Origin of the sequence: Coleofasciculus sp. (genome assembly GCF_046539235.1) — a bacterium.
Lineage (GTDB): Bacteria > Cyanobacteriota > Cyanobacteriia > Cyanobacteriales > Coleofasciculaceae > Coleofasciculus.
Map to the genome: position 1 here is coordinate 32,764 of NZ_JBKHHI010000004.1, position 25,237 is coordinate 58,000.

Sequence of the window (25,237 nt, forward strand, 5' to 3'; positions counted from 1 at the left end):
TGCTAGCCGTTTATCCGGCTAACACGCAACCCTTGTCCACGAAGCGCGATCGCATTATGCCCACATTCTTATTGGAAGTCGGTACAGAAGAATTACCCGCAAATTTCGTCGAGAGTGCGATTAAACAATGGCAGTCGCGCCTGTCACAAAGCCTTGATGAGCAACTACTGACTCCTGAGAGTATCCAGGTGTACGGCACACCTCGCCGTCTAGCCGTACTAATTCAGGGATTACCCCGTCAACAACCCGATCGCGAAGAGGAAGTCAAAGGTCCACCTGTCAAAGCCGCGTTTAAAGACGGGAAACCCACCAAAGCCGCCGAAGGGTTTGCCCGCAAACAGGGCGTTAGCCTTGATGATCTGGAAATCCGAGAGACACAGAAAGGGGAATTTGTCTTTGTTGTCAAGAAAATAATCGGTCGTTCGGCGATTGAAATTCTCCCCGAACTCATCCCCCAGTGGATTTTTGGCTTAGAAGGAAAGCGGTTTATGTGTTGGGGGGATGGAGACTTGAGATTTTCTCGCCCGATTCGCTGGTTGGTGGCGCTGCTGGATGATACGGTGTTGCCGATTGAATTAGTCAATGGTTCAGAAACGATAAACAGCGATCGCGTATCCCGTGGACATCGGATTTTACATCCCGAATCGGTAACAATTGCCAAGGCTGAGGACTATGTGAAATCCTTAGAATCAGCCTTTGTGATTGTAGAACGCGATCGGCGCCAACAAATTATCCAAGACCAAGTTCAGGCGGCGGCGCACAAACTAAATGGTCATACTATCCTCTATGAGGAATTATGGGATGAAGTCACGGATTTAGTCGAATATCCCACCGCCATTGTCGGTCAATTTGACGCCGAATACTTAGTCCTACCGCCAGAGGTGGTGAAAACCGTGATGGTAACCCATCAGCGCTATTTCCCAGTATTCAAGGATGAAACAGCGACTGAATTACTGCCTCATTTTATTACCTTGTCCAATGGTGATCCAGAAAAATCCGAGATTATCGCCGCCGGAAATGAACGAGTGATTCGCGCCCGTTTAGCGGATGGTGAGTATTTCTATAAAACAGATTTAGCTTCACCTCTAGAGAGTTATTTACCCAAATTAGACACCGTAACCTTCCAAGATGAATTAGGTTCGATGCGTCAGAAGGTAGGGCGCATCGAAAAAGCAGCCTCACGGATTGCAGAGCAATTGACGGTATCACAGACCCAATGGGATGATATTATTCGCGCCGCTGCCTTTTGTAAAGCTGACCTAGTAACTCAAATGGTCTATGAGTTCCCTGAATTACAGGGCGTAATCGGACAAAAGTATGCGGTGGCGAGTGGTGAATCTGAGGCGGTAGCTACGGCGATTTTTGAGCATTATTTACCCAGAGGGGCTGGGGACAAGTTACCGGAAACATTAACGGGTCAAGTAGTTGGATTAGCAGATCGCTTAGATACATTGGTGAGTATCTTTGGCTTAGGCATGATTCCCACTGGTTCCTCTGACCCCTTTGCCTTGCGCCGTGCAGCAAATGCGGTGGTTAATATTACCTGGGAAGGTAATTTAGGAATTAATTTAGATCAGCTATTGCAGGATGTTTCTGCTGATTTTGTCGGCACTTATTCTGAGAAATCATCGCCCGTTGAAGCCTTGCAAGAGTTTTTCATTCAACGGATTCGCACCTTACTGCAAGACGAACAAAAGATTGATTATGACTTGGTGAATGCGGTTTTGGGTGAGAATGATCAGGACTATACGCAACGGGCATTAAAAGACTTGTTAGATGTTCGCGATCGCGCTTTGTTCTTGCAAGGGATTCGGAATAACGGCAAACTGGATGAAATCTACGAAACGGTGAACCGTTCGGCGCGGTTATCGATGCAAGGAGACTTAGATTTCCAACAGTTAGATCCCAAAGCAGTTGTGCGTCCCGATTTGTTTGAAAAATCAAGTGAACCAGCTTTTTATGAAGCATTAGTTGAGTTAGTTCCCCGCACAAAAGCGGCACAACAAGAGCGCAATTACCAACAAATTGTTGATGCATTAGCAGATGTTACGCCAATTGTAAGTACATTCTTTGATGATAAGGAAGCCGGAGTAATGGTGATGGACGACAATCCAGAGATTCGGCGCAATCGGCTGAACCTATTGGGGTTACTGCGAAACCACGCCCGGGTACTGGCAGATTTTGGCGCGATTGTCAAGTAGAGACGTAGCATGCTACGTCTCTACTGTAGCGGTGAAGCCTGGGGAATTTATCTGATCGTAAATCTTAAATTTTAGACCCCAATGCTTCACCCAATCGGATCATAAAATTTAGGCAACCGTTAAATCAACCTCGAAGGTGATATCATCATGATCTAGGTCACCGCCACCATACATATCCTCAAAGCCAAACTGGTTATCACCCAGTAGACGGACATGATCTTTCCCATCAGGATTTGCGCCTAAATAGGCAAAGTAGGCAGTGGGATCTGCATAACCAAGGCGCTGATTATCTGGATTAGTTTCCAGCCATTCTTCTGTCGTGCCATTGGCGATAATGTAAGGCGCTAAAATCCTTCCTGGCTGGAATTCTGCTTCAAAGATTCCGGTATTTCGGTTCATGTCGCCCACAACTTGTTGAGATAAAGCCGCTTCAGCATAACCTACCTCATCGGGACTAATCAGTTCACCGGTTACCGCATCTTTAACATCTCCTTGCTCATTTTCAACGGCATAAAAACCGACGGAATTGTCAAAGCCAGCATTACTCTCAAGATTGAAAAACTTCGCGGATACCGAACTGGTTTGATCTTGCAAGTCGATCAGTTCGGGTTCCGCGTCAGTGATTAGGATGGGGTCATTTTGGGCAGGTGTAGTATCCTGATTATTGCCATCAAAACTCAAGGGTTCGTCTACGTCAGTCGTTTGATCAGCAACTGCTGCGACTAACTGGAGTTCATTATTGCTCAAACTATTGCCGCCTAATGTCGGAGCCAGTGTAGCACCCCCTGTCACCTCTGGATTGCCTGGTATTGGGGCGGTTTGTACGGCACCTCCATTATCGGTAAAGTCTCCCAATTGCGGGTCGAGCAGCTTGACTTTAGCTGTTATTTTCGTATCGTTAGGATTGGGATCTTCTGACTGAAAATTACCGCCCCCATCACTAAATACCGTACCGGTGTGATGGTGAATATTCCATTTGTTGCCACCATTGTTCGCTAAGTTATCAGCAACTAGAGAATTTTTGAGGGTAACATTACTGCCACCGCCCCAGAATCCTCCACCTTGCCATCCAGCATAATTATTGGCAATCGTGGTGCTAGTAATCTTTGTTGGATTAGAACCGTTCCCTAAGAGAATTGCTCCTCCTAAACCGCTCTTGCCATCGGTTGACTTCGCTTCGTTGCCGTAGAAAATACTGTTGTCAATCGTGACAGGTGATTTCTCTCCTGTCCACAAACCACCGCCTTGCACCAGCGCCCGATTATCAGCAAAGGTGGTGTTACGCACTGTCAATTTACTATTCCCGTGCCGCACTCCACCGCCAAGAGCATCACCTTTGGAATCTTTGATCACCTGATTATCGATGATTGTGCTATCTTCAATAATCACCTCGTCGCCGGGATAGGCGTATAAAAATAGTCCTCCTCCTTGTCCGGCTCCTTTATTACCCTCAAACCGACTATTGCTAATCTCAATTTTGCCCTTGGTACTGTTATTACTGGTTGCTGAAGCACCATCGGTAAAAATTGCTCCACCATAGCCCTTTGTATGGGGACCCAAGGGACCACCGGGAGTGGAGTCATTATCGGTGAAGGTGGAGTTTTCGACGGTTAATCCCCCTAAAACGGTGTTAATCGCCCCACCATTGGTTCCGGTATTTTCCGTAAACTCACTATCTTTGACGGTGAGAGAACTTTCACTACCAACTGCGATCGCACCACCACCTCGTTCACCTTTACCTGTCTGACTATTTCCCGATGTGCTATTATTCTCAAACTCAGAGTTAATTACAGTAGTGTTACTGCGCCAACCGGCAAAGATGGCACCACCTCCTTCACCATTAGCATGATTATTCCGAAATTCGCTATCTTCTACCGTTAGTTTGGTGTGACTTTCTGTCCGAATTCCCGCCCCTGCACCGTCTTCACCTTTTTTCGTCGTTTTGCCATTGGCGATGATCAGATTCTTTAGGGTAACCTCTACAGCTCCCCCTGTTGGATCATCTTGAATAAAAAAAACACGAGAGGCGTTATTCCCACTAATGGTTAAACCTGATGCCTTAGACCCATCAATGGTTAGGTCTTTATCAACTTCGAGTTGACCACTGGTCAGCTTAATGGTCTTATTTTTTAGACCAGAGGCAAATTTAATTGTATCTCCTGACTGGGCTTGCGCGATCGCATCTCTTAAGGAACCTTGTCCGTTGTCTTTCCGGTTTTGCACCGTGAACACTTGTGACATTATTTGTTCTCCAAGACTATTTGACTAAAGTGCTATTTTGGAGCATTTTATTCTTCTGCGAAATGGTTAGCAAACCCCTGATTCAGTAATCGTTGAATTTGCTGTATTTTTTTCTGACAGCATTGCTTCAACTTAACATCGTGCTGTCTCTTTGAATAGATTTTAATCACGATGTTTATCTACCTTGTTCCATTAATAGAGCCTCATTAGTGAATTAGCCAAGCTAATTAATAATATTTAACATTTATTTTTGTTTTGTTGGATTGGTGAAACAATACTATTTATTTTGGGTTTTTTAGGATACAAAAAAAATAGTTTTCTCAGATTTGTAAAACTGAGTTATTTCCTCTAAAAAAATAAATGTAAATAGTAAAATAAGTTCCCTAGAAAAATATAATAATTGTTTCCAGGGAACCTAATTCAATTTATTTTGCGACTAAATACAGCTGTTACAAGTCATCTAGCTCCAACGGTTCTCGTATTTGTCGCTGGAATAACTGCTGTTGTAGCGATGGCGGCTGTTGCAAGATTTGTCGAATTTCTTGTTCGGCTTTCTGTTGCAAATTTTCAGTTTGAGCCGATTCTAATTGTAAAAATAAATACAAAAAGGGCTGTTCTCGCTGAAGACGTTGTTGAAATTGCCGCAGTTGTGCTGGGTTGGTGAGTTGATCAATACTGGAGGGAAGTTGTTGCTCCGATAAGGGTTGTGCCTTCGTGGGTAGCGTCCAACTCAGTAGGGTTAAACCCATTGCTGCTGCCAGACTAAGAGAAATGTTTGTAGTCAGCGCTTTAGCGCTTCTGGCACTAAAGTGCCTACTACGAACCCAGCCACTCATTTTAAGAGTCATGATGCAAAACCTTGTTTGATGTCAACGAACATTATTCGATGACCTTTGACATTATATAGGTAGAGAGGTTTTAGGGGAACGTCCCTACGAAGTTTGTAGAGACGTAGCCGATTTCTAATTCATCGACGGCAATAAATCCCGATTTTCAGGCAGTGTTCCTGTTCGTAACCATTCATCCAATCCTTTGGGTGGCTGCATCTGCTCTAACTTTTCCAGAAGGGCTTGGGCTTCTAATACTTCTTCTTCGAGCAACACTTGGGCTGTTTGTGCCAAAATCTCTCGATTATGGTCAAGAATCTGGAGTGCCATTTGGTGGGCACCATCCACAATCGCTTTCACTTCCTGGTCAATCGCTTCGGCGACTTGGGGACTGACTGAACGACGCGGACTACCGATTCCAGCTAGGAACTGAGATTGGGGCTTATCAAAGGCGATGGGACCAAGTTTATCACTCATGCCATAGATGGTGACAAACCGTTCTGCCATATCTGTCGCCTTCTGGATGTCATCACTCGCACCCGTCGAGACTTTGCCAAATATTAACTCTTCGGCTGAACGTCCCGCCAGCATAATCGCAATGCGACCGCGAATTTCATCTTCACCGACTAGAAAGCGGTCTTCTTCTGGTAGTTGCAAGGTGTAGCCTAAAGCACCAACACCACGGGGTACTATCGATATTTTCTCGACAATACCTGCTCCCGGTATCAGGGAACCGACTAAAGCATGACCGGTTTCGTGATAAGCCACTGTCTTTTTCTCTGTATCCGTCAGCACACGGGATTTTTTCTTCAATCCAGCGATGACTCGCTCAATCGCTTCATTAAAATCTGCCATGGTCACGGTATCTTGGTCTTGGCGTGCTGCGAGTAGCGCCGCTTCATTAACTAAGTTGGCTAAATCAGCCCCAGCAAAACCGGGAGTCCGAATCGCCAGCTTATCTAAGTCCACATCGTCGGCGAGTTTCACATTGGCAACATGCACCTCTAAAATTGCCTTACGTCCAATCTTATCCGGACGGTCTACGACAACCTGTCGGTCAAAACGCCCCGGACGTTGAAGCGCTGGGTCAAGGACTTCGGGACGGTTGGTGGCGGCAATCAGAATGATACCGATATTTGGCTCAAACCCATCCATCTCATTTAAGAGTTGGTTCAGGGTTTGTTCCCGTTCATCATTGGTACCGCCAATCATGGAATTACCACCCCCACGGGATTTTCCTAAGGCGTCTAATTCGTCAATAAAGACAATACAAGGGGCATTTTCTTTTGCCTGTTTAAACAAGTCGCGCACACGAGACGCACCAACTCCCACGAATAATTCAATAAACTCCGAACCCGAGAGACTGAAAAAGGGAACATTGGCTTGACCAGCAACGGCTCTTGCTAATAAGGTTTTTCCTGTACCTGGAGGACCAATGAGTAAAATCCCTTTGGGAAACTTGGCACCTAAACGGGTGTATTTTTGGGAATTTTTGAGAAAGTCGATGACTTCTTGCAGTTCGGCTTTGGCTTCATCAACTCCGGCTACATCGTCAAACTTGACACCTGTCCGACCTTCAGAATAAATACGGGCTTTACTTTTGCCCACATTGAAAGCGGCTGGTCCTCCAGCACCTCCTCCCGCCGCTGCACGGCGCAATAGCCATATCCAAAAGCCGAAGAAGAGAAGCAGCATGAACAGCCAACCCAGGACGCCCCCTCCACCATCGGTTTCAGCCAGTGAGCCGGTAAACTCTACATTATGCTGTCGCAGAATTTCGACTAATTTCTGATCCTGGGGAACGGCTATTGTCTCGAAACTACGAGACTCTTCGGATTCAGATGTTGCACCTTCTTTAAGTTGATAGCGAATTTGCTCTCGACCAATGGTCGCTTGCTCAACTTTATCAGCTTGGACTTGTTCCAGAAATTGACTGTAAGGAACCTGTCGGCGGTTAGCACCGAGATTGGGGAGCAGACCAAAGTTGATGAGTAAGACAGTGGCGACGAGGAGAAATAAGCTCGTACCATACTTTTTCACCCAAGAGCTTTTTGGCTCAGACGGTTTGTTGGTGTTGTCGTTGGAGTTGTTATTGTCAACGGGCATAAGAATTCGCTAAAACAGAAATTGTCATCAATGATAGGATTTAAACTACAACCCGGACATGATTAAGAAAGTCAGGAAAATAGGTCACGATAACCTGTAATTCCCGATTTATGAGGGCGGATGTCTCTTTCAATCTCGCACTTCATCCGGAATCTGACAGCTATCTTCTGGTAGAATTATTAGTCTGTGGACTGTAGAGACGTTCCATGGAACGTCTCTACATGGTAATTAGATTTAAGAACAAACCATCATCAGGTTATGCCCAACGCTCACGTCATTGGTCTGGGACGCTCCGGAATGGCAGCCGCACGACTCCTGAAACAGGAAGGGTGGACGGTAACTGTCAGTGATAGCAAAACCTCTGAATCTCTGCAACAGCAACAACAAGCGCTGACGGGTCAGGGAATTACGGTGAAACTGGGGTATTCGCTCACTCTTGGCGATGGGGATTTACTTGAATTGATTGTGGTGAGTCCTGGTGTTACTTGGGATATCCCGATTTTAATTGAAGCCAGGAATCGCGGGATTGATACGATTGGCGAGATGGAATTGGCTTGGCGTTATCTCAAGTCTTCTCCTTGGGTGGGGATTACGGGGACGAATGGTAAAACTACGACAACGGCTTTGATTGCGGCTATTTTTCAAGCGGCTGGTTTCCATGCGCCTGCTTGCGGTAATATTGGCTATGCGGCTTGTGAATTGGCTCTGGCTCAGTCCTTAGAGACGCGCCATGGGCCCGTAGAGACGCGCCATGGCGCGTCTCTACTACCCCAATCCAAAATTGATTGGGTGATTGCAGAAATTAGTAGTTATCAAATTGAGTCGTCACGGGAGTTAGCGCCGAGGATTGGGGTTTGGACAACGTTTACGCCGGATCACTTGAATCGCCACAAGACGCTGGAAAATTACTACAATATCAAAGCTGAGTTACTGTCGCGATCGCACGATCAAGTCTTTAACGGTGATGACCCCTATTTGCGTCAGTTGGGGACAACCCATTGGTCAAAGGCTTACTGGACGAGTGTTAAGGGGCGTGACGCGACGCCTCGTCCCTGGGTGTATATTGAGAATGGCTGGGTGATGGTGGAATCGGAACCAATTGTGCCTGTGGATTCCTTGCGGATGGTGGGAAGTCACAATCAGCAGAATTTACTTATGGCAGTCGCCGCCGCCCGGTTAGCTGGAATTGAGAAACAGGCAATTGTTGAGGCAATTACCAATTTTCCTGGTGTTCCTCACCGCCTCGAACATATTATCACCTGGCAGGGGATTGACTTTATTAATGATAGTAAAGCCACTAATTATGATGCGGCGCAAGTGGGATTAGCGGCGGTTGATAGTCCGGCTATTTTAATTGCTGGGGGTGAAGCGAAAGCGGGTGATGATACGCAATGGTTGAACACTATTCTATCTAAAGCGGCGGCTGTTTTACTGATTGGGGAGGCGGCGCCTGCGTTTGCCCAACGGTTACAGGAATTGGGTTATTATCGTTATGAAATTGTGGAAACCATGGCAAGAGCCGTTCCTAGAGCAGCCGAATTAGCCCAACAGGATCATGCGCCTGTGGTTTTACTGTCACCCGCTTGCGCGAGTTTTGACCAATATCAAAGTTTTGAACATCGGGGGGATGATTTCCGCCAGCTCTGTTTACAAAATTTTAGTCCTTAGTCAGGGTGTATGTCAACTTTGTAGTGGCGTGGCACACTTAATTTTATGAATTAACCATTAGCCGCGAAACCGTAGGGGCGCAAAGACTTGCGCCCGATTCAATGGTTACATGCTGCCATTAATCATGGGTCATTTTTCATTGGGTGCATTTCAGCCGGATTTTGAGCGTAGTTGAGATAGGCTTTTTTTAACTCATTTTCTAGGTCATTAGCCAGCCATTCGGGTTCGATGACTCTAGCATTGACACCGTAGCGCAGAATCCGCTGACTAAACCAAAATGGGTGATCTTCTTCGGTTAAGATATCCACAAATTTTGCCTCGGTATCTCGATGCAGCACTTGCTCGTGGGGGCGGCGGGGTTTATAGTTGGCGAGAGCACCACTCAGGCGGTAGCGAATTTTTAGGGTGGGAAAGGTAAAGACCCAAGCTGTATTAGAAGCAGCACCGATATTGATAATTTTGTCTACGCGAAAAAGGTAGTTTTGTTCGGCATTGGGTCGTTTGCTGATGTGGCGTGAAGGCGCATCGGGTGCTAAGGCAAATAAGTATAGAGTACCATCGTGCAGCCGCAATTCCGAGCGGTCTAAATCCCAGGTTTGCTCATGTCCTGGACGCTTGCGATAGCGGATGGTGTAGCGGCATTGTTGTTTAAATCGCTCTTGAAGTTGGTGAATGATCAGGTTAAGGTTGTTCTCACTGTAGTTAACAGGAGGACTAAAGTCTACTTTGACATCATCCGGTTGCTCCGCCTGGGTTAGTTTGCCAATGCGGATAATTTGGCTGGCTTGAGCAGAAAATCCCATACTGTCTAAAAAGTAGGCTGCCATTGCTAAGGCTTGGCGTTGTTCGGGGGAGAGGATGAGGGGAAAGTTTGAGTCCATCAGTTCGTAGGGATGATGGGGAGCGCTTTTGATGTCAAAGCCGCAGTCTCTCAATTGGCTGATGGTGCGGGTGAGTTTTTGCAGGATATCTCCGGGGGGTTTGCCGTGCTGTTCTAAGAATTCGGAGAGGATATCTGCTAAATCTTGGCGCTTTCTGGGTTGTTCGGCTAGGAGTTTGAGGATTTCTAGGGCGAAGGCGATTTGGTTGTATGGGGAAGACATAGGTGAGGGGGAGCTGGGGAAGCTTGTAGAGACGTGCCATGGCACGTCTGGGAGCTGGGGGAGATTGAGGAAAAAGAAAGTTAATTAGGAATGGGTAGCGAGCAAGATGCAAAGCCTGCGGCATGGCTTCGCTAAACGCACTACAAGGGGAAATTATTTGGTTGTCTGTGTTGTGTACCTGACTATTCAGTGTTCTATCTGTGCCATTCCTTATGTGTCATCTGTGTTTTTGTCAATACTTAGTCATAATTTTTATCATAAGTTTAACAAAATACTTATGTCCAAGGGTACATTGGCAGTGAGACGAAAACCAGCAATTATACAAAGTTTTACGAAAAGTCAATGGGTTTAGCTGGGTCAAGATTATTTTTACTGACAAGAAACCCACCATAAAGAGTATAGCTGAAAATCGCACAATCTCCTCACAATCGCCGCAACCCCTGAAAATTCGTAGCTTTTTCCCAGGACGAGGTAAAAAACAAGCAATTATGACGTTTTGTTGAGACGGGAGTCTGATTGGAAAATTTAAACCTTTCTGGGGGAAAGAATGGTTTAAATTATCATAACTTGACAAGTTGAGCCGAAATCCGAATTTATCACCCCCTTTTGAGGAGGCGATTGAGGAGGCGATTGAAATCGCTGCTACACAAACAAAGTCCGCCTGCGCGGACTAGATGATAATGGGGGTAGCGTTCCCCAGATTTGGTATGAATCGTCGTTATCGCCAGGAGTGCGATCGCTCGCTGTGCCAGATCGGATGAGACACACGTAGGGGTTTGGTTCCCAAACCCTTACTCTGGTGTTTTTTTAGCGCTGATTTGTTTCAATCCCGTTGCCGGGATTCATTATAAGGAAACGTAGTAGAATCCGACTTCATCGAGAATCTGTTAAAGTTTCAATCCCGTTACCGGGATTCATTATAAGGAAACGGCTTAGACATCCGCCCCATTGATATCGCCACACAAGTTTCAATCCCGTTACCGGGATTCATTATAAGGAAACCTTGACGGCATCGCCCAGACTGGTGTTGGCATCGTTGCCGGTTTCAATCCCGTTACCGGGATTCATTATAAGGAAACCTATGTCATCTTGATTTTGTGCTGTCAATCCGACCCAAAGTTTCAATCCCGTTACCGGGATTCATTATAAGGAAACTTCAATCATCCTGCTTGACCCCTTCATTTTTAGTAGTTTCAATCCCGTTACCGGGATTCATTATAAGGAAACCATCATGCAGATTAGAAACAAATTCCCGATCCGAATTAATGTTTCAATCCCGTTACCGGGATTCATTATAAGGAAACGTAGACACAAGCCGACAAACGCTACAATCATGGCAGGTTTCAATCCCGTTACCGGGATTCATTATAAGGAAACCCTAGTTTCGTAGCGGGTCGGAGCATTGTCTTTAAGGTTTCAATCCCGTTACCGGGATTCATTATAAGGAAACCGCTTGGGCTATTCGGGCAATGGAAGCGGGATTAAATGTTTCAATCCCGTTACCGGGATTCATTATAAGGAAACCTATTAAAGAAGTTGTTAAGGCTTTTGAGAACGATGTTTCAATCCCGTTACCGGGATTCATTATAAGGAAACTATAGAAATCCTAGTAATTAAGAAAGACAAATGGTAGTTTCAATCCCGTTACCGGGATTCATTATAAGGAAACTACTAGTATCCCATTTGGGAGACAGGCTACAGCGGAGTTTCAATCCCGTTACCGGGATTCATTATAAGGAAACCTGTGTATTTTCGTACTTGATCCGTAAAAATTCGTTGTTTCAATCCCGTTACCGGGATTCATTATAAGGAAACCCCGCCCTCTGAAACCCTTTCTAGCCGGGATTCCCACAGCCAATTTTGACGGCTGACGAAATCCAGGGGCTGAAATGGACTTTTTGCTTTTTTTGCCCTTTTCCAAAAAAGGCTGAAATCTTTAATTGTCAAGGTTCCTAGCGTTTTGACGGCTGACCGGGGTTTTCGCCCCCGCTTTCGCCCGTCAAAAATCGGCTTATTCACATCATAGAATGAGACTCTCATCTTGTCCAGGTTAGCCAGTAGATTGGCTAGAGCGATCGCGACACGCAACTCCCCAGAAGATTTGCTGGAGTAGGGAGTTGTCCACTGAGATGCGATCGCGTTTGCCAAACATCAAGCTAATTCCTATAAACCCTGCTGTTCTAGATATTTTCAAAGGAGATGCCCTAAATCCCGGCGCTTTCTCGGTGGTTTGGCTAGGAATTTGAGGATTTCTAGGGCAAAGGCGATTTGTTGTAGTTGGAAGACATAAGTGAGAGGGAGAGAGCGAGACTCTAGCCTACGGAAATACATTAGGTTTCAATCCCGCTTAGCAGGATTCATTGAGGCAATCTGATTTATTACGTCTAGCCTCTCCCTCAAGTCATTATCGCACAAGCTGGGTGACGTATATATATTATCACCCAAAATTTGGTACTAATATATTTACCTAGACTAAACAAGGTCAAATTTATGCTAACCTACAGAATAAGGAGCGCTCCTGAACTTCCCTTCAGGTAACGCTCCTATTGGATAAAAACAAAGTGTCAATTGCATTTTGTTGAGAGTACGGCTCTAGCTGAGTAAGCTCTCACCCCCACTCAGCTAGCTACCTACTCAACTTAGTAAACACAAATCGCCCAGCCTGGAGCTGGATAGATTGGTATGTCTAATTTTAACACCGAATCGCAGCCACCACTGTTCACGCCGGGAAAACAGGGATGGACAACGCCGAAACCTAAGCAGTTTCAGCTTTCTCAAGCGTCCACCAAACAGAACAACTTAACAACGAAGCAATTGCAAAAACACTTGGGTGTTTCCCAAGATGTTCTTCGTACCTGTCCAATGGGAACTGTTCTATCTTTGAATACCTATTTAATTTGGCATCAAGGGCGTGACAGTTGGAAGCTGTACGAAGAAAAGCTGGTTGAGTAAATCCAATAACTCTCTAGGCAACTGAGTCCTCAGAAAATCTAACGTCTGAGGACTCATTACTCCCTTATTTGAGATGTTATCAAAATTTGACTACGACTTTAGAGAAGGGAGTATTAAGTTGGGAATATCGAACAAAACGATTCAGAATGAAAATTCATCTACGCCCCTTGTATTCCCAGCTTAATCCTGGGGTGGGGAATTGTCCACTGGGATGCGATCGCGCTTGTCGAGTTGTCGAATCGCAAACCTCCGCCTCTGTGTTGCAGCCACGCCATGGTCAAACTTGTCCTCTATTCTGGCATCAAGCCCAGACTTATGCCCAGTTACTCTGTGATCAAGTCGATATTATCTTTAATAAAAGTGCAACAGGAGGCGGAAAATCCCTCGCCGCTTACTTACTCGGCTTGCTGAATCCCCAATTTCGTATGGTTGCATTATACCCAACCATTGAACTGATTGCCGATCAAGAGAATCAGATTAAAACGAACTATCTGCGCTGGTTTACGTCCGCTCATAACAAACGGATTGATAGCCTGTATGGGAAAGAATTAGCCAAGCGAGTCGAACAAGCACAGAAGGGAAATAAATTTAAGGAACTCTTGCGATCGCTCAAACGCTCTCATTTTATCCTGACGAATCCAGATATCTTTCACTTAATCCTACATTTTCGGTATTATAACCCCGCAACTGAGCCAGGATTGCTTCCTTATGCCTTAGCCCAGTATCCCCATCTTTATCTGTGTGATGAGTTTCACATTTTCCGAGAACATCAGGAAACGGCTATCCTGAATAGTTTAATCTTAATTCGCCAGACTCGGCAAAGGAATAGTCCACTTAAGGTTCTATTTACCTCAGCTACGCCGAAACCTAACTTTATTACCCAGCTTAAGCAGGCGGGTTTCCGGGTTCAGGAACTATCGGGACATTACAGGAGTGAAAATTGTCAGGGATATTGCCAAATTGCTCAACCTGTGGAACTGGAATTTGTTGAACTCAAAGATACCGATGCTTTGAAGTGGTTAACCGAGCAAATCCAGGTGATTAAAAGCCTTCTTCAAGGTGAAACGCGAGGACGAGGGTTAATTATTCTCAATTCAGTCGCATTGGTGAATCAGGTGGTGCGTCAACTCCAGAACTTATTCGGGGATGAAGTTGTTGTTAAAGAAATTAGTGGTCGAGTTGACCAACCGGAACGGGAAATCACACGCCAGGAATTAGAACATTCGGAACAACCCGTCTTAATTGTGGCAACATCCGCCGTTGATGTGGGCGTCGATTTTGATATTCACCTGCTGATTTTTGAAGCCAGTGATTCGGCGACATTTATTCAACGCTTAGGTCGTTTGGGTCGTCACAAAGGATTTACTTATTATAAAGCCTTTGCCTTAATTCCGGGGTGGATGCGTTGGATTGTTCCTCAGTTGCAAAATATTTTAGTTTCAGGAGAAACCGTTGATCGGACTCAGTTTCGAGAAGAAATCATTGAGCAAGTCTTTAATCCTCCCCAGGAGTATGAACAGTATCGCCGCTATTGGGGGGCGTTACAAGCACAGGGAATGCTATTTAGTATTAGTGGGGCAAAAATCGCCAATAAACGAGAACGAGGGGAACGGCTAGCGGTAACTCAAGCATGGCGCGATCGCATTATTCAGGATCTGCGTCAGGTGTATGGTGAACAACTGGATAAAAAGCGGGGTCATTGGTGTGGTTTAGGGAAGGATAAAACAGGTCAAGCGATTCAGGAGGAATTACTCCGGTTTCGTGGGAGTTCTGATTTACAAGCGGCGGTTTGGGAACCGGAATATTCGCGGTTTTATACCTATGATTTGCTGCTACTGCTTCCTTATGCAGCGGTTGAAGTGATGAAACGCCAAGCTTTTCTAGAGGAAGCGGCGAAACGCGATCGCGCGGAAACGGAATTTCCTGAACGCTATATTCAAGTTTACCTAAAAATCCAATCTTGGTCAGACCAAAGATATGATATTGAATTAGATTGTGAGTGGGGTACAGATGAGCTAACTTTATGTACTTTAACCCGGATTGATGGGGTGAGTATCGAAGGACATCCCCAACGTTCGCCCCTGAATCAACAAATTAGTCGCCAGAAACTCTTAGCATTTTTGGTTCCTTTGTCTCGCCAACATCCGACGATTTGGGATGTGAGAAATCGTCTCTACCTCAGTCCTAATTTTGGCTTGTATCAACTGACTGATGCTGATGATGAGTCTTACGCCTGTGCGTTTAATCAGGATGCTTTGCTGTTAGAAGCGTTGAAGTGGAAACTGAAGCGGTGTCAACGGACTAAACCTTATATTTTTGGTTGAGTTTGGGATGGTGTCGTCGCACCCTACATTTTAAATCTCGGTGGGTTTCGATTTCGCTAACACACCCTACAACTACAATTTAAATTTTGGTGCGTTACGCTTCGCTAACACACCCTACAACTTAAATTTTGCACCCGACAAAGGACAAATGACCAATGACTAATGACCAATGACTAATGACAAAGGACAAATGACCAATGACTACCTTATTACAACGATTGCTCATTGAAACCCTTTCCGAGGAAGAGGAAGCGTCAATAGTACGAGAGTTTATTGACACCATTTTACCTGCATTAGAACAACAATTTGCCCTGCTTCCCGCCTTGGGTGGAGTAGAACCTCAGTTTGCCAATAAAGCGGATCAGAGTTTACTGGTTCATGTGCTCAATGGTTTACTGGTGGCGTGGAATCTCAGCAAAGAATTACCGGATTCGTTATCAGATATAGAACAGCGTTTACTGTGCTTAGGTTTTACCTTACATGACTATGATAAGTATTATCATCATCGCGGTGAAGCCTCTCCTGGCGCCCATCAAACCACAGAAATTGTCCAGAAATGCCATAATTTGGGAAACTTGCTCAACTTTTCCGCCTTCTGGGAGGAGTGGAAAGACTATCAGGTAGATATCTGTTTCCTCGCCCAAAATACCCAACGGAAGCGGGGAAGTAACCGGATTGCGTCGAACTGGGAAAATCAGGAACAGCGTCTGAGATTAGCGGCTATCGAACGCGATCGCTTGTGTGATTTACTGGCTTTTGGAGATATAGCCGTTCACCTCAATGATCCTGGAGATATTGTAACCCAACGAGGAGGCGATCGCTTAAAGGAACTTTTGGCAGATTTGGGATTGGATTTCGACTATAAGCTGGTTTACCATCGCCTGCGAGATTGTCGGGGATTGCTGACAAATCGAATTCATCAGGCTGTTGATCAGTTTGCTCAACAACAGGGTTGGAAACCGATTCTCTATTTTGCTCAAGGAACCGTTTACCTCGCCCCTCAAGCGTCGGACTCTCCCACTCTAGAGGACATTCAAAGCATTGTGTGGGAAATGATTCTCCAAGGTGATGAAAGCAGCAATGTCAGAGGATTAGAGGAACTGTTTAGTCAGGGGGATGTGGGATTTATTCGTGATGGTAAAGGGCTGAAAATTGCTCCCCTGACACGAGAGTTATTGCGTCCAGATAAACTGATTAATTTGCTTCCCGATGTGATTATTCAGACGGTTAAAAACATCAAGAAACCCGCCACCCCAAAACGATTGGATAAACTCTCTCTTCCGGAAGGAGAACGAGCCTTTTTAGAGAGGGGTGCTGATGTATGGGCAGATCGACTGGCAGAATTAATTATTCTTATTCAAAGAGAGTTTTTTGCGGGTTCAGAAGTGTACATTAATTGGGTATTAACTCAATTAACCCTATCGAATCTATCGCCAGAACAAACTAAAATCCAAAAAGGAGGCGTCAATTATGGATGGTATCAGGTTGCAGCTAATTATATAGCGAAAACCGAGTTCAATCGCCATCCGAATTCACCAGAATTGACCGCGTTTTTACAGGAATTTGGCACAAGTTTAGCAAATTGGGCGCAGGAGAATCATTTACTCCCTGACCATGACAGTGTAACCTACCAAGTCTTTCAGGATTACCTGAAACAATACTTTGAACTGTCGGGTTGGGATAAAACGTTAGTACCCTTTGAACAGGAACTGACTGCTTATGTCGAAGCTAAGGTCAAGAATCAAGCCATTTGCTCCTTAAGTTCTGGTGAATTTGCTGCCGAGGATCAGTTTGATTCTGTGGTTTTATTTAAACCCCAGCAGTATAGCAATAAAAATGCCTTAGGCGGACGACGAATTAAGCGCGGCATTTCTAAGATTTGGTCGTTGGAGATGATTTTGCGACAAGCGTATTGGGCGGTTCCCGCCGGAAAGTTAGAGGAAAAAAAGCCAATCTTTCTCTATATTTTCCCCGCTTATGTCTATTCTCCCCAAATCGCCAGAGCCATGGGTCGATTAGTGAAACGGCTGAAAAAGGTGAACCTTTGGGACGTGCGGAAACAATGGCGAGAAGCGGAAATGGATTTCCGTGTTCTACAAGATTTACTCACCGAAGACAAGGAACCTAAAGCCGGACGTTATGGGAGTCACTACTCAACCCAAGACCTACCCTTTATGGCAATGACGTATACAAAAACCATGGGGAAAACCTATACGGAGGCTTGGATTGAACCTGCTTTTTTAGCCTTACTTTTACCCGTGGTTCTGGGTGTAAAAGTGGTAGCCACACCTAGTTCTGATCCCATTTATGTTAGCGATAAGGAGTTTCTAGAGTCTGTTCGATTAGATGGAATGGCAGAATTTTGGACGCTTTTAGGCTTAAACACGGATTTACGCTTACAGGAATTAGAACAGGCGTTAAATCGCTTATTAATTGCCTACAGTTTACATTTAGAGACTCGCAGTCATAAACCAGATGCGCGTTGGCAAGCTTTTAATGGCACCGTTAGGGAGGTGATGACCAATGTTTTAAATATATTTGCCTTGGCAAATGAACAGTTACGCCGACAGAAACGAGACGCGACGACAGAAGAGGTTGAACGATATTGGAGTTATGCCCAGATTTGGTCAGTTGGAGATAAATATATGAGTCTAATCGAAAAAATGGTACGTGAATATCGCAGGTTTTACCGAGTGGGTGAAGATGAATCGGGTAAAGTTTACACAAAGGAATCCAGTCATTCAATTCTCAAACCTATTTCTATTGCTTTAGAGGTAATTCTGAATAGTCCTCATTGGATAGATGCAGAGTATCTCATCGAAACAGGCGCTGGACAAATTGCCGATGCTCTCAAACGTTGCGAACGATATAACCGTCCACTACGCAAGGATGAGATCAGTGAATTAATTGCAGTTCGTACCTTTATGAGTACCTGTGTAACCGAATTACTCGGTGATTGTTACAAGAATGATCGCGCCTTGCTGCAAGAAAACCGCAATCGGATTAAATCTGGGGCTGAATTTGCCTATCGTTGGTTAGCTTTGCAAGAGAAATCTGCCCCAAACGAGAACTAACGCCAAGCCTTTATTCGTAGGGTGTGTTAGCGCAGCGTAACGCACCGTTCCTCTCACAACTCAGGAGACATTATGAGCATTTTAGATAGCTTAAAATCGCAATTTCAACCCGCTTTCCCTCGTTTAGCCTCTGGGAAATATGTTCACTTTATTCTCTTGCGTCACAGCCAATCCTTTCCGGTATTTCAAACCGATGGGATTCTGAATACAGCCCGAACCCAAGCGGGATTGGTAAACCGTGACTATATCAGTCGTTTGGTTATGTTTAAGCGGAAACAAACCACGCCAGAACGATTAACCGGACGAGAATTACTGCGCTCATTAGACTTAACCAGTGCTGATAGTGACGAAAAGCAAAAGCACTGTGAATATAATGGTGAAGGTTCCTGTAAGAAATGCCCCGATTGTATTATTTATGGGTTTGCCATTGGCGATAGTGGTTCGGAACGCTCTAAAGTGTATTCAGATTCAACCTTCTCCCTCTCCTCTTATGAACAATCCCATCGCAGTTTTACGTTTAATGCGCCCTTTGAAGGGGGAACCATGAGTGAGGGGGGTGAGATGCGGAGTGCAATTAATGAACTGGATCATGTTTTGCCAGAAGTGACATTTCCCTCGGTGGAAACTTTGCGTGATCCCACATATCAAGGATTTATTTATGTGCTGGGAAATCTACTGCGAACGCGGCGTTATGGCGCCCAGGAATCGCGCACGGGGACGATGAAAAATTACCTGGTTGGGGTTGTGCTGTGTGATGGGGAAATTTTCAGCAATTTGCATTTTACGCAGGCACTTTATGATAGCTTAAAGGAGAATATTAATGCGCCGATTTCTGAGATGCAGGTTAAAGCGAGGGAGGTTATGTCTACTTTACTCAATGATGAACCGGTGCGAAAAAGTCAGGTGATTTTGGGGGCTGAGTTAGCAGAGTTACTCAATGAAGTGGGTTCTCTCTATCAAGATGAGGCTCAGTTGTTGTCGATGATGACAACACTTTATCAGCAAACACAAACCTACGCTGAAACTTATGGGGCGTTGAAAAAAAAGGGTAAGAAATAGCTTGTAGTAAGCGCTTTAGCGCTTCTACGAACCTAATGGCGGATAATCAGGTGAACCTGAGTCGGGGCGGGTTTAGTTACATCAGGTTGCAACCGAAAAGATAGTGGTGAAACCCGCCCCTACAGAATTCACACTCACTTGCGCTACATACGGTGAACATTCAGATAGCCCTAGGGTGGGCATTACCTATTAGCTAACATACTAACACACCCTACCCATATTTCAAGGACATGATTAATGACGCTCTATCACTGTACCCTGACACTACACGACAACCTATTTTTTGCCACGCGGGAGATGGGAATTCTCTATGAAACGGAAAAGTATTTGCATAATTGGGCAATCAGTTATGCTCTATTTAAGGTAGACTATATTCCCCAACCCTATCGCCTTCATGGACAAGCCGCCCAAAAACCCGGATATTTAGATACTAATGCGGAGCAAAATCTCTTGTATCTCAATCAAGCGGGAATTTATGTTTTTCCCGCCCAGCCGCTAAATTGGTCTTATCAAGTGAATACATTTAAAGCCGCACAAACCACCTATTATGGCAAGTCAAAACAGTTTGGCGATAAAGGTGCAGACCGAAATTACCCGATTAATTATGGGCGGGCGAAGGAATTAGCAGTTGGGAGTGAATATCGCACCTATATTATTGCCCCAGACAGGGTAAAAATTCCCCGCTGGATACGGCTGGGTAAATGGGCGGCAAAAGTGCGAGTTGATGTGATCAAGATTCCGGATTCGGTGCTTTCAGTTCAGTCGGGAACCTATCGTTGCCAACATCCGTTAAATCCATTGGATTTAACAGCTGATACTAGACTACTACTGTATAACCGCATTGTTATGCCGCCCGTTAGTTTAATCAGTCAGGCACAATTAACAGGGGATTATTGGCAATCGAAGCCGGAAGATTGGACATCACTGCGCGGACAGTTTCCTCATCTACCGGAGTCTATTTGTTTACCTAGGGGTGCTTATTATGGAGCCAGCTATGTTGCTACCGCCTGATAAACCGGAAACCCTTTATTCTGTGGTTGTGGAATTAGCGGCGGCGGATAAGGGATATATCTCGGCTACGTTGTCGCGGGCGCTGCATTCGATGGTGATGAATTGGTTAAAACTGGGAAATCCTCAAATCGCTGATCAGATTCATGTTAGCCAAGCCTCCCCGTTGAGTTTATCGGGTTTACTGGGAAATCGTCGTCGCGGCGGGGTAAAACCGGGGGATACTTTTTACTGTCGTATTGGTTTGCTGGATGGCAGTTTATTACCTGTTTTGTTATCGGGTATTGAAGCCTGGGGAACCGAACCGTTGGTGTTGGCAAAGTTTCCGTTTGTACTGCGGACGATTTATACATTACCGGGAACCCATCGGTTAGTTAGTGCGGCGGATTATCGGCTTTTGGTAACTACGCCACAAATGAGTAAAGACATTGAGTTAAGGTTTCTGTCGCCGACGAGTTTTAAGCAGAGTCAGGGTATCCAAACCTTTCCGTTACCGGAACTGGTGTTTGGCAGTTTGTGGCGACGTTGGAATAGTTTTGCACCGGAGGAGTTGAGGTTTCCTGAGGTGGAATGGCAAGGGTTAGTTGCGGCGTATGAGTTGAAAACTTATGCCCTGAAGATGGAGGGGGGAGCGGAAATTGGCGCTCAAGGTTGGGTGCGGTATCGCTTTCGGGAACCGGAACAAATTAAGGTGGCAACAATATTATCTCATTTTGCCTTTTTTTCCGGGGTGGGTCGGAAAACATCGATGGGAATGGGACAAATTCAGTAGGGTGGGCATTGCCCACCCACCTTAACTGGGTAAGGGCATGGCAATGCCATGCACCTATATAATCATGAATAATAATAATAATGATGATGAATGAACAAGATTATCTACCGTTGGCATATTTGAATGCTTGGGAATATTGTCCGCGTCGCTTTTTTCTGGAGTATCAGTTGGGGGAAATGGCGGATAATGAGCATATTATTTTGGGGCGTCATTTGCATCGAAATATTGATCGGGAGGGTGAGAGTCAGGAGGGCGATACTATAGTGTATCGTCAACAATGGGTGTGGAGCGATCGCCTGTTGATTAATGGTGTGATTGATGCGGTGGAAGAACGGGAGGGTGAGCTGATTCCCTTGGAGTATAAGAAGGGGCGCATGGCTCGACATTTGAATGACCATTTTCAGTTGTGTGGGGCGGCGTTGTGTTTGGAAGAACGCACGGGGAGAACGATTGCTTTGGGGGAAATTTTTTACTACGCGAACCGTCGCCGGGAAAGGGTGCTGTTTACGCCGGAATTGCGTCAAGCGACAGAAGAGGGAATTAAAGCAGCACAGGCGGCGATTTTGGGGGCGATACCTGCACCGATTGACCATCGGAAAAAATGCCGAGATTGTAGTTTGCGGGGTATTTGTTTGCCCGTGGAAATGAAACAGTTACGGCGCTAAGTCGTTTGTAGTAAGCGCTTTAGCGCTTATGGCACGCTTCGTGCCAACTACCGTTTGTAGTAAGCGCTTTAGCGCTTATGGCACGCTTCGTGCCGACTACGAACTTGTAATAATCAAGGTGCGTTACGCTGCGCTAACACACCCTACCGATAGAGGTTTTGGGTAATAGCATACGAATGACGAATGACAAATGACAAATGACAAATGACCAATGACAAATGACAAATAAGGAGGAATTATGTCTGTTGTTTATGTGACTCAACCGGATGCAGTTTTGAGTAAAACCTATGAGGCGTTTAAGGTGGCGTTGAAACAGCCCCAGGGTGCCTGGAAAAAACAATCCATACCCGCTCAAACGGTGGAGCAGGTGGTGTTGATGGGGAATCCGCAAATTACGGGAGATGCGCTGACGTATGCCTTGGAATTGGGAATTCCGGTGCATTATTTGTCCTGTTTTGGCAAGTATTTAGGATCAGCGCTTCCCGGTTATTCTCATAATGGTCAACTGAGATTGGCGCAATATGATGTTCATCGCGATGATGCACGTCGGCTGGCATTAGTCAAGGCGATTATTACGACGAAAATTCATAATCAGCATAATGTTTTGTATCGATATGGGCAGAAAAATAGTCCCCTGAAGCAGCGTAAGTTGTTGGTTCAGGAACAAACAACCCTTGACCAAGTGCGGGGGGTTGAAGGGTTAGCGGCGCGGGAGTATTTTAGTTATTGGTCGGAGATTTTAGGAGACGAATGGACGTTTACGGGGCGAAATCGCCGTCCGCCGACTGATCCGGTGAATGCGTTGTTGAGTTTTGCCTATGGATTGTTGCGGGTACAGGTGACAGCGGCGGTACATATTGCCGGGTTAGATCCTTATATTGGCTATCTCCATGAAACGACTCGCGGTCAACCGGCGCTGGTGTTGGATTTAATGGAGGAATTTCGCCCGTTAATTGCGGATAGTTTGGTGTTGTCGGTGATGAGTCGGCGTCAGTTAAAGCCCAAGGATTTTACCGAGAGTTTGGGGGCGTATCGGCTTTCGGATACGGGACGAAAATCCTTTTTAGAGGCGTTTGAACGAAAGATGACCTCGGAGTTTAAGCATCCGGTGTTTGGGTATCAATGTACTTATCGCCGTGGGGTGGAGTTACAGGCGCGTCTATTGAGTCGTCATTTACAGGAGGGGGTGGTGTATCCACCGTTGAGTCTTCGATGAAGAACCAGACGTTATTTTATTTGATTGTCTATGATTTGCCGGATAATAAGGCGGCGAATAAGCGGCGCAAGCGGTTGCATGATCTGCTTTGTGGCTATGGCACGCGCACGCAGTACAGTGTGTTTGAGTGTTTTCTGACGGGGATGCAGTTTGCTAAACTCAAGGTGAGGGTGGAAGGGTTGATTAAGCCGGCGGAGGATTCGGTACGCATTTATGTGCTGGATGCGGGTGCGGTACGGAAAACGATCACCTACGGCTCAGAAAAACCTCGACAAGAACAGACTCTCATTCTATGATGTGAATAAGCGGATTTTTGACGGGACGAAGCGGGGGCGAAAAACCCGGTTTGCCGTCAAAACGCTAGGAACCTTGACAATTAAAGATTTCAGCCGTTTTTTGGAAAGGGCGAAAAAAGCAAAAAGTCCATTTCAGCTCCTGGATTCCGTCTGCCGTCAAAATTGGCTGTGGGAGTCCCGGCTAGAAAGGGTTTCAGAGGGCGGGGTTTCCTATTAATGAATCCCGGCAACGGGATTGAAACAACACCACCCGGTTCTAGTGCGAAGTTGGTGAAATGTTTCCTATTAATGAATCCCGGCAACGGGATTGAAACATCTAGCACAACAACAGAATTAGCAGTTTTAGCCAGAAGTTTCCTATTAATGAATCCCGGCAACGGGATTGAAACATGAATCGAATATGACGACAGAGTTGTCAATCGGCGTTTCCTATTAATGAATCCCGGCAACGGGATTGAAACTACTCACTGAAAGCTTCATTCACCACATCATAAGCGTTTCCTATTAATGAATCCCGGCAACGGGATTGAAACGTTCTGTAGGCGGTAAAATTAGCCAAAGTCGAATAGTTTCCTATTAATGAATCCCGGCAACGGGATTGAAACATACCACTTATCCATTAAACGTCGTGAAGCTTCATGTTTCCTATTAATGAATCCCGGCAACGGGATTGAAACATTAATAATGGCTATCCCGCCCAACTTTAGCCCAGTTGTTTCCTATTAATGAATCCCGGCAACGGGATTGAAACTTTATTAAGAGAAAAGGGGGAAGGTGGCAGACCCTCTGTTTCCTATTAATGAATCCCGGCAACGGGATTGAAACAATCATTCCGTCTTGACCACCACTAACAATCATTGGTTTCCTATTAATGAATCCCGGCAACGGGATTGAAACAAAAATATGACTGATTTAGAAGCAATTGCACTTATGTTTCCTATTAATGAATCCCGGCAACGGGATTGAAACAAAATAATAATAAAACTGGCGAGGAAGAAAGGAAGGAGAAGTTTCCTATTAATGAATCCCGGCAACGGGATTGAAACCGATCGATTCTGGGAGCCTTGCAACGAGCTTTGCTGAGGTTTCCTATTAATGAATCCCGGCAACGGGATTCAATCTGACATAATACTATGAGTTAAGCGATCGAGGCGTTCTGAATAACTTTTCATCACATTCAAGGCAAACATGGGTGTTTCCTGAACCGCAAACAGGAATCGCTGCTGATCCAGAAATGCCAAAGTACAATCTGTTTTCGCGATCGCGCTATAGGTTCTACCGTCTACTCCAATCAATGTCCCTGTACCAAACACCTCACCCTTGCCAATGGTTTCCACAATATTACCATTGACCGAGATGTTGACTTCTCCATCCAAGATGCCATACATGTAGTTCGCCGGATCACCTTCTTTAAAAATAACCTGATCGGCAGAAAATGTCTGAGGATCAGCCTGTTTCTGTAAGATGCTGACTGTGTTTGCGGGTTCTAACATGTTCTGTCTGCCAGAGCATTTTATTGTGGGTAATTATACCCCAAGGAGGCAAAATACCAGATATAGCCAAAGGCAGAAGACAGAAGCCATAGCGTGTGATTATGTAGGGGCGGGTTTCACGATTATCGTTTCGGTTGCACCCGAATGTGACTAAACCCGCCCTGACACAGGTTTATCGGGGCGGGTTTCACGATTATCGTTTCGGTTGCACCCGAATGTGACTAAACCCGCC

Annotated in this window: 16 protein-coding genes, 1 pseudogene and 2 CRISPR repeat arrays; of the genes and pseudogenes, 11 read left to right on the plus strand and 6 right to left on the minus strand. The window is 45.4% G+C overall.

Annotated features, from left to right (window positions below; translation table 11 throughout):
* Positions 1 to 56: 56 nt before the first annotated feature.
* The gene (glyS, locus tag ACLFWI_RS01080) at positions 57 to 2,201 is read left to right on the plus strand and encodes a glycine--tRNA ligase subunit beta (RefSeq protein ID WP_446411370.1); all 2,145 of its coding nucleotides are present in this window, start codon (positions 57 to 59) and stop codon (positions 2,199 to 2,201) included.
* A 108-nt stretch (positions 2,202 to 2,309) separates the two neighbouring features.
* On the opposite strand, the gene ACLFWI_RS01085 is transcribed toward glyS, so the two are convergent.
* The 3 genes from ACLFWI_RS01085 to ftsH all read right to left on the minus strand — a co-directional run bounded on the left by ACLFWI_RS01085 (position 2,310) and on the right by ftsH (position 7,375).
* Complete coding sequence (locus tag ACLFWI_RS01085; RefSeq protein WP_446411356.1) at positions 2,310 to 4,442, minus strand: right-handed parallel beta-helix repeat-containing protein; 2,133 nt, start codon at positions 4,440 to 4,442, stop codon at positions 2,310 to 2,312.
* A gap of 449 nt (positions 4,443 to 4,891) precedes the next feature.
* On the minus strand, positions 4,892 to 5,290 hold the full coding sequence (locus ACLFWI_RS01090) for a hypothetical protein (protein ID WP_446411357.1): 399 nt from the start codon (positions 5,288 to 5,290) through the stop codon (positions 4,892 to 4,894).
* A gap of 114 nt (positions 5,291 to 5,404) precedes the next feature.
* On the minus strand, positions 5,405 to 7,375 hold the full coding sequence (ftsH, locus tag ACLFWI_RS01095; RefSeq protein WP_446411358.1) for an ATP-dependent zinc metalloprotease FtsH: 1,971 nt from the start codon (positions 7,373 to 7,375) through the stop codon (positions 5,405 to 5,407).
* A 258-nt stretch (positions 7,376 to 7,633) separates the two neighbouring features.
* On the opposite strand from ftsH, the gene murD reads away from it, so the two are divergent.
* The gene (murD, locus tag ACLFWI_RS01100; RefSeq protein WP_446411359.1) at positions 7,634 to 9,043 is read left to right on the plus strand and encodes a UDP-N-acetylmuramoyl-L-alanine--D-glutamate ligase; all 1,410 of its coding nucleotides are present in this window, start codon (positions 7,634 to 7,636) and stop codon (positions 9,041 to 9,043) included.
* 122 nt (positions 9,044 to 9,165) lie between these two features.
* Here murD and ACLFWI_RS01105 read toward each other — a convergent pair whose 3' ends face one another.
* A complete protein-coding gene (locus tag ACLFWI_RS01105; RefSeq protein ID WP_446411360.1) occupies positions 9,166 to 10,146 on the minus strand; it encodes a helix-turn-helix transcriptional regulator in 981 nt (326 codons plus the stop codon).
* 820 nt (positions 10,147 to 10,966) lie between these two features.
* Positions 10,967 to 11,961: a CRISPR direct-repeat array (repeat unit 37 nt; unit sequence GTTTCAATCCCGTTACCGGGATTCATTATAAGGAAAC).
* A gap of 235 nt (positions 11,962 to 12,196) precedes the next feature.
* Positions 12,197 to 12,340, minus strand: a complete 144-nt coding sequence (locus tag ACLFWI_RS01110) for a hypothetical protein (protein WP_446411361.1) — start codon at positions 12,338 to 12,340, stop codon at positions 12,197 to 12,199.
* A gap of 488 nt (positions 12,341 to 12,828) precedes the next feature.
* Here ACLFWI_RS01110 and ACLFWI_RS01115 point away from each other — a divergent pair, with 488 nt between their 5' ends.
* The 9 genes from ACLFWI_RS01115 (at position 12,829) to cas2 (ending at position 23,512) form a co-directional block, all read left to right on the plus strand.
* Positions 12,829 to 13,098: a hypothetical protein gene (locus ACLFWI_RS01115; RefSeq protein WP_446411362.1), complete on the plus strand. Its 270-nt coding sequence runs from the start codon at positions 12,829 to 12,831 to the stop codon at positions 13,096 to 13,098.
* A gap of 146 nt (positions 13,099 to 13,244) precedes the next feature.
* Complete coding sequence (cas3, locus tag ACLFWI_RS01120) at positions 13,245 to 15,422, plus strand: type I-D CRISPR-associated helicase Cas3' (protein ID WP_446411363.1); 2,178 nt, start codon at positions 13,245 to 13,247, stop codon at positions 15,420 to 15,422.
* 197 nt (positions 15,423 to 15,619) lie between these two features.
* Positions 15,620 to 18,496: a type I-D CRISPR-associated protein Cas10d/Csc3 gene (gene cas10d / locus ACLFWI_RS01125; RefSeq protein ID WP_446411364.1), complete on the plus strand. Its 2,877-nt coding sequence runs from the start codon at positions 15,620 to 15,622 to the stop codon at positions 18,494 to 18,496.
* A 72-nt stretch (positions 18,497 to 18,568) separates the two neighbouring features.
* Complete coding sequence (cas7d, locus tag ACLFWI_RS01130; RefSeq protein ID WP_446411365.1) at positions 18,569 to 19,555, plus strand: type I-D CRISPR-associated protein Cas7/Csc2; 987 nt, start codon at positions 18,569 to 18,571, stop codon at positions 19,553 to 19,555.
* A gap of 237 nt (positions 19,556 to 19,792) precedes the next feature.
* On the plus strand, positions 19,793 to 20,566 hold the full coding sequence (gene cas5d / locus ACLFWI_RS01135; RefSeq protein ID WP_446411366.1) for a type I-D CRISPR-associated protein Cas5/Csc1: 774 nt from the start codon (positions 19,793 to 19,795) through the stop codon (positions 20,564 to 20,566).
* Positions 20,538 to 21,335: a CRISPR system precrRNA processing endoribonuclease RAMP protein Cas6 gene (gene cas6 / locus ACLFWI_RS01140; protein WP_446411367.1), complete on the plus strand. Its 798-nt coding sequence runs from the start codon at positions 20,538 to 20,540 to the stop codon at positions 21,333 to 21,335. Before cas5d ends, cas6 begins: the two co-directional genes overlap by 29 nt.
* Positions 21,336 to 21,421: 86 nt before the next feature.
* On the plus strand, positions 21,422 to 22,000 hold the full coding sequence (cas4, locus tag ACLFWI_RS01145; RefSeq protein WP_446411371.1) for a CRISPR-associated protein Cas4: 579 nt from the start codon (positions 21,422 to 21,424) through the stop codon (positions 21,998 to 22,000).
* A gap of 238 nt (positions 22,001 to 22,238) precedes the next feature.
* A complete protein-coding gene (cas1d, locus tag ACLFWI_RS01150) occupies positions 22,239 to 23,216 on the plus strand; it encodes a type I-D CRISPR-associated endonuclease Cas1d (protein WP_446411368.1) in 978 nt (325 codons plus the stop codon).
* Positions 23,213 to 23,512 (plus strand): CRISPR-associated endonuclease Cas2, encoded by a 300-nt coding sequence (gene cas2 / locus ACLFWI_RS01155; protein WP_446411369.1) that lies wholly within the window; start codon positions 23,213 to 23,215, stop codon positions 23,510 to 23,512. The genes cas1d and cas2 overlap by 4 nt, the downstream gene beginning before the upstream one ends.
* A 205-nt stretch (positions 23,513 to 23,717) precedes the next feature.
* A CRISPR array of direct repeats spans positions 23,718 to 24,633; the repeat unit is 37 nt; unit sequence GTTTCCTATTAATGAATCCCGGCAACGGGATTGAAAC.
* A gap of 90 nt (positions 24,634 to 24,723) precedes the next feature.
* On the opposite strand, the pseudogene ACLFWI_RS01160 reads toward cas2, so the two are convergent.
* A pseudogene (locus ACLFWI_RS01160) lies at positions 24,724 to 25,005 on the minus strand (cyclic nucleotide-binding domain-containing protein); the annotation flags it as partial.
* Positions 25,006 to 25,237: the final 232 nt, after the last annotated feature.

Excerpts from the sequence above, each read along its gene's own strand:
- ACLFWI_RS01105 (WP_446411360.1), bottom strand. The coding sequence starts at position 10,146 with ATGTCTTCCCCATACAACCAAATCGCCTTCGCCCTAGAAATCCTCAAA.
- cas2 (WP_446411369.1), top strand. The coding sequence starts at position 23,213 with ATGAAGAACCAGACGTTATTTTATTTGATTGTCTATGATTTGCCGGAT.
- ftsH (WP_446411358.1), bottom strand. The coding sequence starts at position 7,375 with ATGCCCGTTGACAATAACAACTCCAACGACAACACCAACAAACCGTCT.
- cas4 (WP_446411371.1), top strand. The coding sequence starts at position 21,422 with ATGAATGAACAAGATTATCTACCGTTGGCATATTTGAATGCTTGGGAA.
- cas1d (WP_446411368.1), top strand. The coding sequence starts at position 22,239 with ATGTCTGTTGTTTATGTGACTCAACCGGATGCAGTTTTGAGTAAAACC.
- murD (WP_446411359.1), top strand. The coding sequence starts at position 7,634 with ATGCCCAACGCTCACGTCATTGGTCTGGGACGCTCCGGAATGGCAGCC.
- ACLFWI_RS01085 (WP_446411356.1), bottom strand. The coding sequence starts at position 4,442 with ATGTCACAAGTGTTCACGGTGCAAAACCGGAAAGACAACGGACAAGGT.
- ACLFWI_RS01115 (WP_446411362.1), top strand. The coding sequence starts at position 12,829 with ATGTCTAATTTTAACACCGAATCGCAGCCACCACTGTTCACGCCGGGA.
- cas3 (WP_446411363.1), top strand. The coding sequence starts at position 13,245 with ATGAAAATTCATCTACGCCCCTTGTATTCCCAGCTTAATCCTGGGGTG.
- cas6 (WP_446411367.1), top strand. The coding sequence starts at position 20,538 with ATGGAGCCAGCTATGTTGCTACCGCCTGATAAACCGGAAACCCTTTAT.
- ACLFWI_RS01090 (WP_446411357.1), bottom strand. The coding sequence starts at position 5,290 with ATGACTCTTAAAATGAGTGGCTGGGTTCGTAGTAGGCACTTTAGTGCC.
- cas5d (WP_446411366.1), top strand. The coding sequence starts at position 19,793 with ATGACGCTCTATCACTGTACCCTGACACTACACGACAACCTATTTTTT.
- cas7d (WP_446411365.1), top strand. The coding sequence starts at position 18,569 with ATGAGCATTTTAGATAGCTTAAAATCGCAATTTCAACCCGCTTTCCCT.
- glyS (WP_446411370.1), top strand. The coding sequence starts at position 57 with ATGCCCACATTCTTATTGGAAGTCGGTACAGAAGAATTACCCGCAAAT.
- cas10d (WP_446411364.1), top strand. The coding sequence starts at position 15,620 with ATGACTACCTTATTACAACGATTGCTCATTGAAACCCTTTCCGAGGAA.